Annotated in this window: 1 protein-coding gene and 1 pseudogene; one reads left to right on the top strand and one right to left on the bottom strand. The window is 71.8% G+C overall.

The features are described 5' to 3' along the window. Positions 1–556, bottom strand: a pseudogene (locus GXW76_RS25430) (5-methyltetrahydropteroyltriglutamate--homocysteine methyltransferase); the annotation flags it as partial. Positions 557–673: 117 nt separating this feature from the next. Between GXW76_RS25430 and GXW76_RS25425 the strand changes: the two are divergent. Further along, a partial coding sequence (locus tag GXW76_RS25425; RefSeq protein ID WP_272876149.1) for a Bug family tripartite tricarboxylate transporter substrate binding protein occupies positions 674–1,010 on the top strand: 337 nt, incomplete at its 3' end.

Here is a 1,010-nt window from a genome sequence, read left to right as displayed (position 1 = left end):
CCGCGCCGGCGGCGAAGAGGTCGCGGATCTCCTCGTTGACGGCGGCGGCGTAGTCCATCGCCATCTCCGCCTCGTCCTCGTAGAAGTCGTTCTGCGCCTGCTGAGCCATGGTGAAGGGGCCGGGCACGGTGATCTTGATGACGCGGTCGGTGTTGGCGCGCAGGAACTGCACGTCGCGCGTCTCGACCGCATGGCGGCGGCGGATGCGCCCCACGACGCGCGGCACCGGGTTCGGATGCCCGCTGCGGTCGAGCGCGCTGCCCGGATTGTCGATGTCCACGCCGTCCAGCGCGGTCGCGAAGCGGTTCGAGTAGCTCTCCCGCCGCATCTCGCCGTCGGTGACGATGTCGAGCCCCGCGCGTTCCTGCGCGCGGATCGCCAGGAGCGTCGCGTCGTCCTGCGCCTGGTCGAGGAACTCCGGCGCGACGCGCCACAGCTCACGCGCGCGCACCCGTGGCGGAAAGCGGCCCGCCAGGCGCTTGCGGTCGATCAGCCACTCGGGCTGGGGATAGGAGCCGACGAGCGAGGTCGGCAGCAGCGGCAGCTTGCGGGTCATGCGGCGTCCTCCGTTGCGAGGAGGCTAGCGCCACCCCCTTGGCGCGACCAGGGGCACGCCCCCGTGACGCATGGCGGCCGGCGCTCTAACGTCCGCGCCAATACGGAGGAACCGACCATGCAGTTCGACCGCCGTGCCCTGCTGACTGCCGCGTTGTCGCCGGCCCTGCCGGGCATTGCCCGCGCGCAGGCCTTCCCGACCCAGCCGATCCGCCTCATCCCGCCTTATCCGCCCGGCGGCGGCACGGACACGGTCGCGCGCCTGCTGCAACCGCATCTCGCCGCACAGCTCGGCCAGAACATCGTCATCGAGAACCGCGGCGGCGCGGGGGGCTCGATCGGCGCGGCGGAAGTCGCGCGTTCACCGAAGGACGGCCACACGCTTCTGCTCGACAGCATGGGCCACGTCGTCAACCCGACCCTGATGCCGGGTCTGCCCTTCGACTACGCCACCG

The sequence above is a fragment of the Neoroseomonas soli genome, assembly GCF_018129065.1.
Lineage (GTDB): Bacteria > Pseudomonadota > Alphaproteobacteria > Acetobacterales > Acetobacteraceae > Neoroseomonas > Neoroseomonas soli.
This window is presented reverse-complemented; position numbering and strand designations above follow the sequence as displayed.